At 57.9% G+C, this 13,440-nt stretch carries 13 protein-coding genes; 6 read left to right on the top strand and 7 right to left on the bottom strand.

Annotated features, from left to right (window positions below; genetic code table 11):
• Positions 1 to 92: 92 nt before the first annotated feature.
• The 6 genes from ACW7G0_RS11275 to ACW7G0_RS11250 all read right to left on the bottom strand — a co-directional run bounded on the left by ACW7G0_RS11275 (position 93) and on the right by ACW7G0_RS11250 (position 8,841).
• Positions 93 to 710, bottom strand: coding sequence for a hypothetical protein (locus ACW7G0_RS11275; RefSeq protein WP_456989695.1), 618 nt, complete (start codon positions 708 to 710; stop codon positions 93 to 95).
• Between the two features lie 140 nt (positions 711 to 850).
• Complete coding sequence (locus ACW7G0_RS11270) at positions 851 to 1,777, bottom strand: hypothetical protein (protein WP_456989694.1); 927 nt, start codon at positions 1,775 to 1,777, stop codon at positions 851 to 853.
• Positions 1,778 to 1,780: 3 nt separating this feature from the next.
• A complete protein-coding gene (locus ACW7G0_RS11265; RefSeq protein ID WP_456989693.1) occupies positions 1,781 to 3,592 on the bottom strand; it encodes a hypothetical protein in 1,812 nt (603 codons plus the stop codon).
• The gene (locus ACW7G0_RS11260; RefSeq protein WP_456989692.1) at positions 3,585 to 4,607 is read right to left on the bottom strand and encodes a PD-(D/E)XK motif protein; all 1,023 of its coding nucleotides are present in this window, start codon (positions 4,605 to 4,607) and stop codon (positions 3,585 to 3,587) included. The genes ACW7G0_RS11265 and ACW7G0_RS11260 overlap by 8 nt, the downstream gene beginning before the upstream one ends.
• Positions 4,597 to 7,242 carry a Z1 domain-containing protein gene (locus ACW7G0_RS11255; protein ID WP_456989691.1) on the bottom strand — a complete coding sequence of 882 codons (2,646 nt, stop codon included), beginning with the start codon at positions 7,240 to 7,242 and terminating at the stop codon, positions 4,597 to 4,599. Before ACW7G0_RS11255 ends, ACW7G0_RS11260 begins: the two co-directional genes overlap by 11 nt.
• 42 nt (positions 7,243 to 7,284) lie before the next feature.
• A complete protein-coding gene (locus tag ACW7G0_RS11250; RefSeq protein ID WP_456989690.1) occupies positions 7,285 to 8,841 on the bottom strand; it encodes a DNA cytosine methyltransferase in 1,557 nt (518 codons plus the stop codon).
• Between the two features lie 32 nt (positions 8,842 to 8,873).
• Between ACW7G0_RS11250 and ACW7G0_RS11245 the strand changes: the two genes are divergently transcribed.
• Positions 8,874 to 9,362: a very short patch repair endonuclease gene (locus tag ACW7G0_RS11245; protein WP_456989689.1), complete on the top strand. Its 489-nt coding sequence runs from the start codon at positions 8,874 to 8,876 to the stop codon at positions 9,360 to 9,362.
• 177 nt (positions 9,363 to 9,539) lie between these two features.
• Here the strand turns inward: ACW7G0_RS11245 and ACW7G0_RS11240 are convergent, their stop codons facing one another.
• Positions 9,540 to 9,776, bottom strand: coding sequence for a helix-turn-helix domain-containing protein (locus tag ACW7G0_RS11240; protein WP_456963325.1), 237 nt, complete (start codon positions 9,774 to 9,776; stop codon positions 9,540 to 9,542).
• 130 nt (positions 9,777 to 9,906) lie between these two features.
• On the opposite strand from ACW7G0_RS11240, the gene ACW7G0_RS11235 reads away from it, so the two are divergent.
• The 5 genes from ACW7G0_RS11235 (at position 9,907) to ACW7G0_RS11215 (ending at position 13,011) form a co-directional block, all read left to right on the top strand.
• Positions 9,907 to 10,161: a hypothetical protein gene (locus ACW7G0_RS11235; protein ID WP_456963324.1), complete on the top strand. Its 255-nt coding sequence runs from the start codon at positions 9,907 to 9,909 to the stop codon at positions 10,159 to 10,161.
• Complete coding sequence (locus tag ACW7G0_RS11230) at positions 10,154 to 11,443, top strand: Arm DNA-binding domain-containing protein (protein ID WP_456989688.1); 1,290 nt, start codon at positions 10,154 to 10,156, stop codon at positions 11,441 to 11,443. The genes ACW7G0_RS11235 and ACW7G0_RS11230 overlap by 8 nt, the downstream gene beginning before the upstream one ends.
• A gap of 14 nt (positions 11,444 to 11,457) precedes the next feature.
• Positions 11,458 to 12,363 carry a hypothetical protein gene (locus tag ACW7G0_RS11225; protein WP_456989687.1) on the top strand — a complete coding sequence of 302 codons (906 nt, stop codon included), beginning with the start codon at positions 11,458 to 11,460 and terminating at the stop codon, positions 12,361 to 12,363.
• Between the two features lie 133 nt (positions 12,364 to 12,496).
• Positions 12,497 to 12,757: a BPSL0761 family protein gene (locus ACW7G0_RS11220; RefSeq protein ID WP_456989686.1), complete on the top strand. Its 261-nt coding sequence runs from the start codon at positions 12,497 to 12,499 to the stop codon at positions 12,755 to 12,757.
• Entirely contained in the window at positions 12,754 to 13,011 is a 258-nt protein-coding gene (locus tag ACW7G0_RS11215) for a BPSL0761 family protein (RefSeq protein ID WP_456989685.1), read from the top strand. Before ACW7G0_RS11220 ends, ACW7G0_RS11215 begins: the two co-directional genes overlap by 4 nt.
• Positions 13,012 to 13,440: the final 429 nt, after the last annotated feature.

The raw sequence follows: 13,440 nt of genomic DNA, 5'->3' as shown, positions 1-13,440 counted from the left end.
GAGATAAGGTTGACTGAGAGATATCGACCCCACCCAGCATCCTAGACCCATGACCAATACCCAATCGATGTCCGCTTTGGGTCGGCTGCGGACTAATCGACGCGACTCCCTTCATGCGTAAATGCCTCATACGCCAGACGCTTCAGCTCAACATCGTCCAAGGCCACCGCCTCGATAAGTGCTGCTTGCACCCGGAATAGCACCATGGTGCGACGGAGCAGGTCCTCTGCCTCCGTACCCATCAATCCTGTCTCGATCCACGCTTCGGCCACTGCACGCGCCAGCCTGTGATCAGCCGATACCGTCGTTCTCTCAAGTATGGCCATAGCGGCATCCTCTGGAATACGATCCATCAGACCCCACCGGTCACCCGATGCAGCACCCCCGTCGAACACAACACCTCGCAACCAAAGACGACCGAGCGCATTTCGGTGTATGGATCCACTGATACGCGCTTCCGTAATCGCTCCATCCGCCCTTGTCCATCGCCAACTTAAATAGTCTGGCAGCAGATGGATCGTCATCCAGGTCCATACATCTGGGCGGAGCATCTCACCCACCGGCAAATCGAGTTCGGCCAGCGTTCTTGCAATAGCTCTGTCCACGTCTGCCCGCGCGCCAACGCCGCCATCGGGATATCCAGCATTCTCTATCCGGACACGCACTTCCTGCTGCAACGACTTCAGCTCACTCGCAGATACACGCTCCATTCCTGTTGCCGCAAATCGTTCCGTTTCGAGATCAGGAAGTACACGGGACTCCGATCGCAGCTGCTCAATCGACTTCCCGAGTAGTCCGGAGACAGCCACCCTCGCTTGCGCGGCACTGAGGCGGGGAAATCTACGGTCCATCACGCCTCCTCTTCGGACCAGAAAGACCCGGCATTAATCCATGACTGGACTCGACCCTCAAACAGGCTTGGGCTTTCCCTCCGCATAGCCGCTAGAGATCCTCGCGACTCACCGGGAAAGATCGACTGCACCCACGACGTAATCTGTGCACCGATGGAGTCCTGAGGAAGCTCGTCACCTTCCTCGTCGAATGCTTCGGACAGTCCTGCGGAAAGCACTTGCCTCACGACCGAGTCCCAGACCATCACGGTTGCTGATCTCTCGCCACTCTCAAAGCCTGCAACAAAGCGGGGATGATCCGAGTTCAGATAGACGCAAACGGCCTGTTCGAACTCCAGCCTCGGATCGTCTGCCACCGAAACGTGCAGCAGAGCGTTGGGAATCGCAATTGCATGCAACTGCTTGCCAAATGAAACAACCTCGATGGGGAGACGGACTCGACCTCCCTCCAGTTTTGCTGACCATGTTTGGAACCACACCCTGGATCCAGTGAGGGTGGGAGAGAGTACACCGAGATCGCCTTGCGTTGAGCCAACCACGACGCTGCAGGCAACCGAGATGTCCTTTGACAACCATCGACTGTCAGGTGCTATCTGCACTTCAATAGTGCCGTCTCGCGGATCTAGCACCTTCTTCAACTCCACACGGGACATCCTCCCACCGGCGGTTTCAAGGCGAACTACGAACTGGTATTCCGCTTGCCCTGATGGAATTCCCAGATGCGTATCAAGAGCATCCGGGTCGAAAGTGAAGCGCCGACGCAGGGAGAACTTGAGCAATGAGTCCCATGATGGAAATGGTTCCTTGTCGTGAACGATTCGATTTTGTTGGCCGTCGACGAGCAGTTCCCACCCATCGATCGGCTCTGCATCCAGCATCTCGTCGGGCAGGGTCAAATAGGGTGGTATGGGCCTGCGTTTTGCCATTATTTACTGCTCCACAGGCTCGCATCGAACATTAATCGCGTAATCGCCACGGAACTCGACTTCCATCACGTATTCACCTGGTTGATCCAGCCGACATGCGTCGCCGTCAGTACGCATGCCAGATGGGTTCAGCCAGCCGACAACACGGGGAGCTTGCATACCGGACGGCAGGCCTTCCTTGCCGGCCCCCTCAACTTCGGCGAACCCGCGAAGCTCGATTGCTTGCGTATTCTTTGTGAGGGCCGTTTTGAAAAGCGCAAAGCGTCTATCCCCATCAGCGCGCAGCTGTGAGAAAACCGGCGTCCTGAAAGTCGACCCCCCGCCACCGCCACCGCCACCGCCACCTCCGCAGTACCCATCTCCTGGCGCGCTTCCACCACCGGAAATGAAACGCTCGGAGAATCGGTCAGCTGCAGCGGCGAGCGAGGCCTCGAGTCCAGCAACTGACAAATCGCTGACAGGGGTGATTCCGAACCTCTGTCGGACCGCCTCTGGAATCCGCTTTCGCACAGTTACTCGGACAAGAGTGGCGTCCGCTCCCTTCAAACGATCGGGGACCCAATCGTCATGAGCTGGTGGTTCGGATGACGCAAATGCACGCAACGATGATTCGTCCTCACTTGACAGGAAGACGCCTGCCCAATCGGACTCTTCGCGCATCCCGGGAAACTCGACGTAACGAACCACCAACTCACTGGGCCGCATGAGAGCCACATGCCGAACAGGCCCATCGAAGATTCTCTCTGGTCGTTCGCTGATATCGGCTGCGGAGTCAGATGGCGGTCGTTTTGTGGATTCAGCGAATGCCAGATGTCCGGTCACCTTGGTTTTGCGCACCACCATCGCCTCAGCGCCCCTACCTGAATCTCGAGTACGGGCGGTTAGCAGCGCAAAAGCGAACAAGCTGTAGACCGGATGCTGGCCCGGATCAGGTATGGAAACGGGAGCTCCTTCTTCCTCCACCTCGATCTGCATGGCGCGAGGGCCCTGCTTTGAGACGAGCTTGGGCCAAAGATTGTGGAGCAGGATGTCTGCGATCCGTAGCCCAGAATCAACCTTTGTCAGCCCCACCCAGGGAATCAGAATAGTCGTCCCAGTTTCCGCCTCGGACCGTTCTGGCATGCCCAGCGCGCCAGCCAGTCCTGCGGCAGATCTCCCTCGCACAGGTTCGACACCACGATCTTCATTGACCTTGCCCCAGAAGTGCCGCCCTGTGAATCGGACTGGTCGGCCATTGATCTCACGGTGGTAGGAATTTCCTATACGGGCGCCCATGAACCGACGCTCAGCTCCGGCAATGAGCGAATCAACAAGAATGGTTCTGGATTTTCCGGCGAGATAGAGCGAGGAACGACCATAACCATAGGTCCCTCCGTCACCGCTCTCAACATGGGCATTTCCGAAATCAAAGAAGAACTTGACGAACCTGCTGACGGCAGACTGGGGGTCTGTCTCGCCATCCAGCCCAATGGTTCCAAAGTCGCATATCTCCAAGACGCGAACCGGATCCTGCCCCGCCAGGCAGGTCCTGAGCACATTGCTCTCGCGCGGCTCGTCCTCGCAATCGTCACCTGACTCTATAAGTCGTTGCAGCACCCCCGCCTGCCTGTTGTCGAGAGTCCGAAGTCGCACGAGCATTCGGGGAATCCTCAAGTCCCCGCCGTCGGCCCGGTCGCGTGCATCCCAGACATTCTGCCCCGACTCCCGAAGCACAAGAGTCAATGGATCAAATGGCGGTCGGCCAAGCAAGTTCGCAATGCCCTCGCCCTGAATGCTGCCAGTCGTGCCCACACGCTCGGACAAACGCTCAAGCATCAGTACCTTCTCCGAAGAACCTCATCAATACCTTGTTCCAATCCGCGCTGAATGGTTCCGCATGGTCCAAGTCCAGTGCATAACTGACCCCGGACACCCCGGGGGCTTTTCCGGCGAGCAGCATGCTCGGCACAAGTCGCGGAAAGCCGTCGATAACGTGATACGTGCTGCGCTCCTTGACCGAGAACTCCCGGGTGCAGTCGATCAGCGTTTGGTCATACTCGGCAAGCAGCTCATCCAACACCGCAAGGCCTTTGCTATCCAGACGGGACTTGATGGCGTCAAGAAGCGACGGCACAGACCAGTCGCCGTTGGTGACCTGTTCGAGCCGGATCGAATGCAGATGAAGTCCGCCGCCCTCAGGGCTCTCCAACTGGTCCCAGTCTGAGATCTGTACGCGGTTTGCCTTGAGCTCCGATCGCAGTGAGCACTTGACCTCGATTGCCGACTTCCCTTTGCGGAAGTCATGCCGCTCCCCTCGCGGTCCTGCCCAATGCATCACCATGTCCGGCTCGATCCGCACCCCATCAAGAAGGACGAGCAGCTCGCCCACAAGTCCGGTCAGGCGAGGACCATCAAGGACCTCTGCGGCCCCCAAAAGGCGCTCGAACTCGGCATATGACTCCGCCAGAATCACCTCAAGCTTCTTTTCGTCGACTTTCCGATCCAGCAGGAAAACAGAGAAGGCGGTGAAGGCATCATTGCACTTGGGATCCCGGCACCAGACGTGCAATGCATCGGTCGCTTTCGCACCGGCCGAGAACTGCGCTACTTCGGCACGCAGTGCACCACGGGAGCTACTTCGGAACTCCTTCGGGACGTTCACCACTTCCCCGGACTCGATCGGCATTACCAGCCCTCGCCAACCTTCTGGTGTCACGGACAGCTGGACTTGGCGACCCTCCGAGTCGACAGGAACAACTCGCAGCAAGCCACGTTTCGGTGCCTGCCGCTCTGCCGCGAGCCAAGCTCGCACGAGCCTCAGTTCGGGACGCTCCGCCCCGTTATTCGCCATCAATCAGCTCCTCGGGAATGGCGTTCTCGCCCTCGTAGTCTTCCTCCGACTCCAAGGGTGGAATATCCGCCTGCACATAGACCGTTCCAGAACCAGGCTTTCCGGGGAAAACGATTCCGAACCCCAGCACATCCGCCTCTGCACCCATCGGCTCACGATCGCTCTTGGGTCTGGGCTGAGAGTCTCGGTATATCGGATACAGAACGAGCAACGGGGGCATACCCATCGCGTATCGCGCTTCCTTGAGCACCTTCCATCCCTTGTCCCCCAGCTCGGCTGGGACGCTCTCCATATCGGCAAGAACATCACTTCGGGACATGATCGCCTTGACGAAAGCCATTTCACCTGAATTCTTTAACGGATTGCGGGTAACACACGCCACACAATCATCCGACCCAAGCGGTCGCTCACTCATCTGTTCTGCATTGCCCGAGATGGTAACGACATTCCACAGGCGGGCAGCTGGATCTGTTTCTGCCAAATTCTGAATATAAGCTTTTAGGAATTTGCTCTGGAGGGTTCTCCCCTCTTCGATCTGGTACTCATCCAAGAAGCGGTCGATGTGACTTGCGGGCACCCCAGTTGCTACCCGGTTTCTCCGAATCTGGCTGTAAGCTGCCGCACTCTCAACAAGCCGATGTCCTGCATCCCAGTTCGCAACGAGAACATCCCGTTCAGACCGCCTAAACTTGATGGTCTGAACGTGCTCTCCCTCGAAGCCAATGTTCGCTGTCCTGATGTTGCGCAACTTTGTCCTGGCTGTAATCGCCAGGCCGGGGATCTTCCGGATGCGGGTGGCAAACTCGATTGGCTTTACGTTGTCTATTGCATAGGTGTCGATGTCACGCCGTATCTCCTCTTCAACTGTTGCAAGGTCGAAGAACGCATCGCGGACATCTTCTTCCATCCAGACCCGAGGCAGCTCCTCGTACCCAGGGCGATAGCCGAACCATCGCCCCATCTGCATCAGCGTGTCGTACTGACTCGAAGTACGCATGAAGAAGCTGACAACAAGGCCCGACAGGGTCAGGCCCCTTGCAAGGACGTTGCCGCCAATCACGATGTACCGCCGCCCTGGCTCGGAATAGTCAATCCGGTCTTGGCTTCTCCAGTTCTCGACTTTTACATCGATGGATGACGCAACTGCAGCAAGCAATGGCTTCAACCTTTCAAATGGGATCTTCTCGTTTCCGAACTGGGCTGCATCCACGATTTCGGACTCGGTAACCCAGAGCTGTTCCATCTCACGAAGGAGGGAGCCGTCACCCCTGCCCAGCTGGTGTGCAAGATCTCGCAGATAGGGTTCGACAACAGCTCGAGTGGCCAAATGGACCAAGTTGAGCACCGACGTATGGATCAACATCGTCGAATGCTCGTCCTCCTGGCCTTTTACATGCCTGGCCGCAACCGCCAGGATGAAGTAGCGGATTGCCTTGCTGATTGACTCCGTCATCTCGAAGGAAAAACTGGCCGCTTGCTTCGGTGCAGGCCTCAGACCCGGGATCTCCGCCTGATCGACGATCCGAATCATGTTGTAGCCCGAGTCAACGTCGGCATCCTCTCCCTGAAGTGCTTCCCGTCCGAAAAGCTCCTCCGCACCGAAGTACGCATCGGGTTTCATCAGCGGGTGGATGAAGTCGCGCGGGTACAGATCCTGGGGTTCGTTTGGATCAATCAGGATGTTGGCGAACGGAGTAGCCGTATAGCCCGCATAGGCAACCTTGGGAAGCATGGCAACGATCTCTCGGATCACCTGGTTAGTCGCGGAAATTGATGCCTGTAGACGTGCCGAATTGACGCTGGCCTGGTCGCATTCGTCATCGATGATCATGAAGGCAGTCTGGGCGAGAAGAGCCGCAGGAGTGGATTTCAGCTTTCGCTTGAAGCGACGCATGATCGCTGCATTCTTCTTCATCACCGCGATATGGCATTGCGGACCAGCCAGTGGGAAGCCGCTGCGTGGTGGATGATTGAAATCACCTTTTTCAATTCGGCCGTCGTCCTGACGACGATCCACCTGCGTCCACTTGTACCACCTGTCAGCGTGGCCGTTTTCTACAAGGTCGGCATCTAGCCGCGCTTGGGTCTGATTTCTCAGACTATCAGTGAGGCCGGACAGAATCACAAAGAACTTGTACGGCGTATCTGCGGCCTTTGCGACGACTGCAGCCATATTGCCAGTCTTGCCGCTCTGCACGTGACCGAGCACCAAACCCTTGGTGGAGAATCGGACTTGCCCCGGATTGTCGGTCAGAGACAACACCGCAGTACTGTCCATATCGACCGACTCAATCTCGTCCTCGGATCGACCGACCTCCTTTAACCGACGTCGCAGCGCCTGCCAGATCCGTGAGCCGTCGTCCGGACCTCCATACCAGTCAGGCCGTCCGGCCTTCAGTGCGGCCTTGCGCCAGTACGACACCTTGTCCCGCTGAGCGCGCTCGAGACTCAACGCCTCAGCCAGCGCAGCTTCTCGTTCCTCGATGATGTCCGGGTACCGCGCAAATTGCCTACGGACACTCGCAAGCAACTGCTCATGCGCGTCCTCAAGAGCAGCGCCCTGCATGACCCCAAATCGTAGCTCGCGCACATAGCCAGAAATGGCCAGTTCCGCGGCCTCGTCGTGCTCCCCCATGCCCCCTCCAACCGTTATTTACAGCACCTGCTGTTGTTGACCTTAGCGTCCGCTCACGGTCCCCTTCATGCAACCCCAGACAACTTCGGCAATCTTTCTTGCCAGAAGCGGTGGCACGGCATTTCCGACTTGATGGTACTGATCAGTTCTCCCGCCCATGAAGAAGTAGTTGTCCGGGAATGTCTGTGCCCGGGCCGCCTCGCGCACCGTAAAGCTTCTGCATTGGGCAGGATCATGGTGGATGAAGTAGTGTCCGTCTTTCGAGATGTGGCTGACTATTGTTGATGAGGGCGCTTCCGCAGACTGCACCTTAAACCTGTTGGCAAATTTGCCGCTATCCCAATTCTTGTGCTTTGCCTTCAACTTTGACGGGAAATCTTCCCTCCTCGTTGTTGGCGACCTCCCCTCCATGACTTGGGCAAACGCGGCACAGTACAGGTATCGGCCAAGATCACTCGGCATATGCCCCCTTGAGTCATGGTTCAAGGTCACTTTCAGTCGGCAATCGTGATACCAGTCAGCGTAAGTGATATGGCTTCTACCATCGGGCTTTTTACTGGATGCTCGTGGAGCATCACTCAAGATTTGCGTGTCCATGACCGCATACCGGACATCTTGCAGATCTTCGTGTTCCGCAAGTATTTCGACTACTTTTTTTTGCTGCTGTTCAACCGTCTCTAGCCATTGATCGTCCGAATCGCCCCTCGACAGACCGCTGCGCAACTTTGGGAGGTCCCGGATAACTTCCCCAACCGTCACCATCGGCGCGCGCTCCATTGGTTGTGGAATCGCCAATCCATGGTCACGTTTGATACCCAATAAAATTACACGGTGCCGAGCCTGGGGAACTCCTAGGTCTTCAGCCCTTACAAGAAAGCGACTCAACTCGGCCTCTGACTCTCCGTGCTCATATGCTCCGCTGGCTCCGTCCGCTGAAAGTGGGTAGATATCATAAATTGCCCCAGAGCACTCCCCCAAGGCCGTTTTTGGATCATGGAGATCCTGAAGTATCGTGGGAAACATACGCTTGCCGTTAACCGCGGCCGTAAGAATCCCCTTGACATTCTCCATTATGAAAACAGGAGGAGCAAAATCAGAAAGTATCTGTAGATACTCTCGATATAGATAGTGGCGAATATCGTCTTCTGCGACGTAGTCCTTCTTTCCTTTATTCCTGGACCTTCCTGCCAAGGAGTACGCTTGACACGGCGGCCCACCCACAAGCACCCACGGCTCGTCATCCGTCTTGATTCTTGCCTTGATCTCCTTGTGGAGCCGGGCTGACTCAGGCCCCAGTTCAAGCAACAGCGCTTCCTTCTCAGCTTCCTTCCATTGCTCTGCTAGCTGCCCTTCAAGATCTTTCGCACTGATCTCCCCACGAACGATTTGGTAGTACGCTTCCGGGACGTCGTCAGGTGATTTGAACCTTCTAAAGAACGCACGGAGCGTCAATGTCTTGTGCGCGGCCGGGTCCTTTTCTGCAGAAAGAACGATCTTGAATGGGGCCTCGTTTCCTTCTATGAAGCTCGAGAACCCTTCCCCAAGCCCCCCCGGTCCAGCGAATATGTCCACGATCTTGATTTTGGCACTGCTCGCCATAAATGGAACCAATTGATTAGTTGGAGTGTGGAATGGCCGACGTCGTAACGCCGGAAGCACGGTCGCGAATGATGTCAGGCATCCGGAGCAGCAATACGCGCCCGGAGCGACTCGTGCGTTCAGGCCTGTTTGCAGCCGGATTCCGTTTCCGACTACATCGCCGCGATCTTCCGGGCAAACCAGATCTCGTGCTCACCAAGTGGCGAGCCACGATCTTTATCAATGGTTGCTTCTGGCACGCACACCAAGACTGCCGGTTCTTCCGAGTACCCAAGAGTCGTCGTTCCTTCTGGATCGAGAAGCTGGCATTGAACCGGACGAGGGACGCGGCTTGCTCCGCAGCCCTGATCAAGGATGACTGGCGAGTCATCACAGTTTGGGAGTGCGCGCTTCGCGCGGACGTCGCCACCACGCTAGCACTCCTGCAACGCTCGATCAGAGATGACACAGACACCAGCATGTGGACGATTCGCGAGGTCCACGACCAACCAGGCTCAATTGAAGTAGTTCGCTCGACTTGAGCGTGGATGTGCGCTACTGCCGAGCCTTGGAAACCTCTACTTTGCTGCAGGCATAAAGCAACGCCGCCTCTGGCCGCTTCCCAGAGGGTGCGCTTGAATTCGTCGTTGGTCATTTCATCCCCTGCTGATCACAGCGATCGTTGCAGACCCTGTTCTCAGGTGCTGAGTCTGGGGCGGTTAGACCGTCCCCTTGTATTCATCAATGTATGTAAGTAGCTCGCCCGGCTGGCAGCCAAAGTACTTGCAGAGCTTATCGATGATATCCGTACCGATATTTGCTCCGGGCTGGTTGGCGATCTTCGACAGCGTCGCCCGGTGGATGCCCGTTGCATCCGCCACTTCCGTCAGCGGCACTACGCGTCGCTCTTTGAAAGCCTTGTCCGCGATCAGTTCGGCTAGACGGAATCGAATCATGAATAACTCTTAAATACTGCCGCGTATAAACGACATTAGTCGTTGACAAGCACCTTTCGTCGTCTATGATCGTCAACAAGCGTCGTCTATCGGCGACACCCGTTGACTAGACACGACAAGGAGCAACTGCGTGCAAACTTACATCACCACAGACGAACTCGCCACCCGGATTCACTACGACGCCCGGACTATCCGCACCCGGCTGAAGGATGCCGTACTGCTGGAGGGTGTCCACTACATCCGCCCGTTCGGAGGCCGGAAGCTCCTCTTCATTTGGGATGCGATCCAGCGCGACATCGGCAAGTTCTCGGCGGGCCGCGGGCCGGTCTCCGCTGGCATTGCCGACGAGATCCCGATGGCCAACGGAGGGCGGGCTCATGGCTAAGGTCCGCGCCCGGGCCGAGACGGGCACCCTCTACCTGGACTTCTTCTACCGCGGCGTCCGTTGCCGGGAGCAGACGACCCTGCCAGACACGGCAGAAAACCGCAGCCGAGTGCAGGCACTAATGAGCCGTATCTCCAAGGAGATCAAGCAGGGGCTGTTCGACTACGCGGCCACATTTCCCAACAGCCCGAAGGCGGCGCGGTTCTCTGCGCACGTCGCGGGAGAAGTGCTGGCGGCAATCATGCCGCCTACTCCCAAGCAGGCCCTACCCGAAACACCAACCTTCGCCGAGTTCTCGGTGACTTGGCGGGCGGAAATGGCACCCCAGTGGCGCCGACTCCACAGCAGCAGCGTGGACGCCACTTTCGAGGCCCACTTGCTCCCGGAGTTCGGCAAGAAGCGCTTGTCCGACATCACGAAGGCGGACGTGCTCGCGTTCCGGGCCAAGCTGCCGCTGCTGCCAGGGCGCGCCGACAAAACGCTGTCTGCGTCCACCATCAACAAGGTCATCGGCATCCTGCGGCAAATGCTGACCGAATCCAGTGACCGCTATGGGTTGCCGGACGCTTTCAAGGGCGTGAGACGCCTCAGGGCACGCCGCCCCGACGTCCAGCCGTTCTCGCTCGTGGAGGTGGAAAAGATCCGCTCAACCATCCGCGTCGACTTCCGCAACTATGTAACAGTCCGGTTCTTCACCGGAATGCGCACCGGCGAGATCAACGGCCTGAAATGGAAGTACGTCGACATGGAGCGGGGTTTGATCCTGGTCCGCGAGACGTACTCCGCCGGAGAGAGCGAGGAGGCCACTAAAACCCAGCAGTCCGCTCGAGACATCCCAATGCTCCCGGAGGTTAGGCGAGCCATGGAGGATCAATTCGCGCAGCGTGACCTCGGCAACCCGTATGTGTTCACGTCACGCGGTGGTTTTCCTCTTGACGCCCACAACTTCGCCAACCGCATCTGGTATCCGCTGCTGCGCTATCTGGAGATTGAGAAGCGGCGACCGTACCAGACACGCCACACGGCTGCGACGTTGATGCTCGCCGCTGGCGAGAGCCCTGAGTGGATCGCCCGGGTCATGGGCCACGCCAACACCCAGATGCTGTTCACCGTGTACTCGCGCTATGTCCCCAACCTGACGCGGCAGGACGGACTGGCCTTTAGCGGCCTGATCAACACCGGCAGCGGTGCCGACACAACAGCCGTCCTTTCCCCCGACCAGCTCGCTTCGATGGATGTCGACGAGTTGCGTCGCGCCCTCGCCGATCTCGTCGCCCGCTAACTGGAGAACCCAACATGAGCCACTACCCCGCCCTGCCTCACGCCATCACCCTCAACGCGGTTATCGAGCCTGGTCATATCCACCACGATGAGTGTCGACAGGTTCGACTAATTCACGAGCACGGATCTCTCGACGCATTGACTTGGGAGCCCATACCGAAGGTACCGGCAGCCTGCCTGCGAAAAGCCGTTGCGCACCTGATCCCGGTGGGTCAGACGGAGCATGGCCTGCATGTGGTTACCCGCTTTGAGTGGTGTCACACGATGGACGCGCTCAGCTTGGTGCCTCATTCGTTCGGCACGACCGACGAGGTGGTAGCCCGGTGCCGCGACATCGTTGATGCCATGGCGACAAAACCCCTGCGCAGGTTCTTGGGCGATGTGTTCAACACGCCGGAGATTTTCTACGAGTACTGGGACACGCCACTGGAGCATCGTGGTGCCCCCGGCAGCCTCGCCCTGGATGCGGTCGCGCTGGCCGAAGCAGTCCAGGACAGTCGTACCACTGAGGTACGTGAGCGTGACGTCGCCATCACCTTCGCCCTGATTCGTCACGTCGGTGCCATCTGGTGTCTAAGGGATGACTGGAGCAACGGCTATGAGATATCCCAACAGGAGCTTGTAGCACTCAGCCAGCTGGATGGCCCGTTCGATCAGCTGGCATATGAGGCCCCCGCACTGGCAACGGCACTGCGGGAACTGATGTTGGAGCAGCGCTCACCGGCTCGGGACACCACGGCGCAGGCGGTCACGAAGCTGCTTGCTCGTGCGGAAAAGCACCAAGCGATACTGGCCGAGATTGAAGCTGTCCATCGTTACCGGCACGAAGAGATCCGCGAAGGCTCGCCCCCCGGCGGGAACGTAATCGAGTTCCCGCGCCTTCCGATCGGGGTTCGTGCACCCGATGAACACCTGTGGTGAATTCCACGCCGCTTTCAGGCGCCCGCTTCGCCGGGACGGCGAGCTGGCGGGATCCCACCACACGCCTACCGATCTCATCCACTGCGACGACACGTCGCCACACTCCATCCAGTTCACGCCACAGGAAAATCCCATGAGCACTCCCAACGAACGAAGCCTGTGCGTTGTTCAGACGAGACGGTTTCTGCAGTCGCTTCGGAGTGACGACACACTGCCGGAACCAGTGCGTCAAGAGTCGCATCGCCTCCTCCGGCATTACCCGACCGCCACTGACATCCAAACGGAAGCTTTGCTGCAGGAGAAGGGCATGCGCGGCATGTGCTTCGACCCCGAGATCGACCCCGGCTGGTGGCGAGAGTACCTGTACGGTCCTGTCACCAAGGAAAGAACATGACAACGTCTACCGAGCTAACCCGAAACCTCATCCAAGCAGGCAGCTTCCTGAAGGAGCTTCGGGAGGACACGACGCTTCCCGAGCACATCAGGAAAGAGGCCGATCGGCTAGTTCGCCATTACCCCGCGCTCCATTTGGTTGACCTGCCGGACGGCGAAGAAGCCTTTGCCATTGAGGAACCGTGGTTCGGCGCTCAGCTGCCCCCTGATTGGCAGCAAAATTATCCGTTCAAATGGATTGTTCAATCTGATTAATTGTAGGAGCTCTCTGACATCTCGACGAGACGTTCACCGATGGCGATCAATCACTCAGAGCAACAACCTGTACATGCCCCGGCGCTAGGCCACCACTGAAGCTGCAGTGATCGCATCGGAGTCCGGCCGAACGGAATCGAAGCAGAGCGCCGGGGCATCCCTGAAGTCCAAAGGTCGCAGGCATGAAGTACCGCGTTGAGTTGCGAGAAAACGACCAGTCCGGCGATCTGATCCCGAGTCCAGCCGCAAACATGCGTTATCCAACGCTCTATCGAGCTTGGACTGCCGCGATGGCAGACGCCCAACGGTGTTTTGCCACAGAGGGTGTGTTGATCTGCATCCGAGTCTTTGATCAATTCGATCAACTTGCGGTCATGGGGCGCGCGGCATCGAATTCAGTTGGAACCAATTGCCGCATCCTCGAGCGCG

The organism is Lysobacter sp. A286 (genome assembly GCF_054052105.1).
Note: the sequence above shows the minus strand (reverse complement) of the source record. Positions and strands in the feature narration are given on the sequence as shown.

Excerpts from the sequence above, each read along its gene's own strand:
- ACW7G0_RS11275 (WP_456989695.1), bottom strand. The coding sequence starts at position 710 with ATGGAGCGTGTATCTGCGAGTGAGCTGAAGTCGTTGCAGCAGGAAGTG.
- ACW7G0_RS11270 (WP_456989694.1), bottom strand. The coding sequence starts at position 1,777 with ATGGCAAAACGCAGGCCCATACCACCCTATTTGACCCTGCCCGACGAG.
- ACW7G0_RS11265 (WP_456989693.1), bottom strand. The coding sequence starts at position 3,592 with ATGCTTGAGCGTTTGTCCGAGCGTGTGGGCACGACTGGCAGCATTCAG.
- ACW7G0_RS11260 (WP_456989692.1), bottom strand. The coding sequence starts at position 4,607 with ATGGCGAATAACGGGGCGGAGCGTCCCGAACTGAGGCTCGTGCGAGCT.
- ACW7G0_RS11255 (WP_456989691.1), bottom strand. The coding sequence starts at position 7,242 with ATGGGGGAGCACGACGAGGCCGCGGAACTGGCCATTTCTGGCTATGTG.
- ACW7G0_RS11250 (WP_456989690.1), bottom strand. The coding sequence starts at position 8,841 with ATGGCGAGCAGTGCCAAAATCAAGATCGTGGACATATTCGCTGGACCG.
- ACW7G0_RS11245 (WP_456989689.1), top strand. The coding sequence starts at position 8,874 with ATGGCCGACGTCGTAACGCCGGAAGCACGGTCGCGAATGATGTCAGGC.
- ACW7G0_RS11240 (WP_456963325.1), bottom strand. The coding sequence starts at position 9,776 with ATGATTCGATTCCGTCTAGCCGAACTGATCGCGGACAAGGCTTTCAAA.
- ACW7G0_RS11230 (WP_456989688.1), top strand. The coding sequence starts at position 10,154 with ATGGCTAAGGTCCGCGCCCGGGCCGAGACGGGCACCCTCTACCTGGAC.
- ACW7G0_RS11225 (WP_456989687.1), top strand. The coding sequence starts at position 11,458 with ATGAGCCACTACCCCGCCCTGCCTCACGCCATCACCCTCAACGCGGTT.
- ACW7G0_RS11220 (WP_456989686.1), top strand. The coding sequence starts at position 12,497 with ATGAGCACTCCCAACGAACGAAGCCTGTGCGTTGTTCAGACGAGACGG.
- ACW7G0_RS11215 (WP_456989685.1), top strand. The coding sequence starts at position 12,754 with ATGACAACGTCTACCGAGCTAACCCGAAACCTCATCCAAGCAGGCAGC.